At 43.0% G+C, this 891-nt stretch carries 1 protein-coding gene; it reads left to right on the top strand.

Features of this window, described 5'->3' with window-relative positions:
* On the top strand, positions 1 to 891 hold an 891-nt coding region (locus AOQ71_RS41980; RefSeq protein ID WP_057759979.1), incomplete at both ends, for an ISNCY family transposase.

The following is an 891-nucleotide window of genomic DNA, read 5'->3' as shown; positions in this document are numbered from 1 at the left end:
ATTTCATGGTTTCGGACCCACCTTAGCCCATGAAAAGCTGACCAGCATTCATGGCTTTGATATTTCCGTGGAAACATTGCGTTCCTGGATGATTGCAACCAATTTGTGGATTCCTCGCTCTAAACGCCTGAAACGACCCTATCAGCCTCGATATAACCGGGATTGTTATGGTGAACTGATCCAAATTGATGGCTCACACCATGACTGGTTCGAAGGACGTGCTCCTAAATGCTGTCTACTGGTGTTTATCGATGATGCCACAGGAAGCTTACAGCACCTACGTTTCTGTGAATCAGAATCAACCTTTGACTATATGCTTTCAACTAGAGCTTATATTGAACAACACGGTAAACCATTGGCATTTTACAGCGATAAACATTCAGTCTTTAGAGTGAATCAAAGCAGTAAGAAAGACACCAAGATTACGCAATTTGGGCGCGTACTCAACACGCTCAATATCGACATCATCTTCGCCAACTCACCACAGGCCAAAGGTCGTGTAGAACGCGCCAATAGAACACTACAGGATCGCTTGATCAAAGAGATGCGACTGGAAGGCATCTCCTCAATTGCCGAAGCAAATATTTGGTTACCCCGCTTTATTGAGCAGTTCAATCTAAAATTTGCGAAGATAGCCTTTAATCCCAAGGATCTACACCGGAGTGTCACTGAAACCCCTGAGGAATTAGATGATATTTTTACTTGGCGTGAGCCACGTAGAGTCACCAACAGCCTGACCATTACGTATGATAAATGCGTATATATACTGGAAAGTACAGAAGAAAATCAAAAGCTGATCGGCAAATATATTGAGTTCCTAGAATACCCAGATGGGACTGTAGCCATTGAATATCAAGGGAGAAAGATCACCTATAGCATCTTCGATAAACT

This window comes from Bradyrhizobium manausense, assembly GCF_001440035.1.
GTDB lineage: Bacteria > Pseudomonadota > Alphaproteobacteria > Rhizobiales > Xanthobacteraceae > Bradyrhizobium > Bradyrhizobium manausense.
This window is presented reverse-complemented; position numbering and strand designations above follow the sequence as displayed.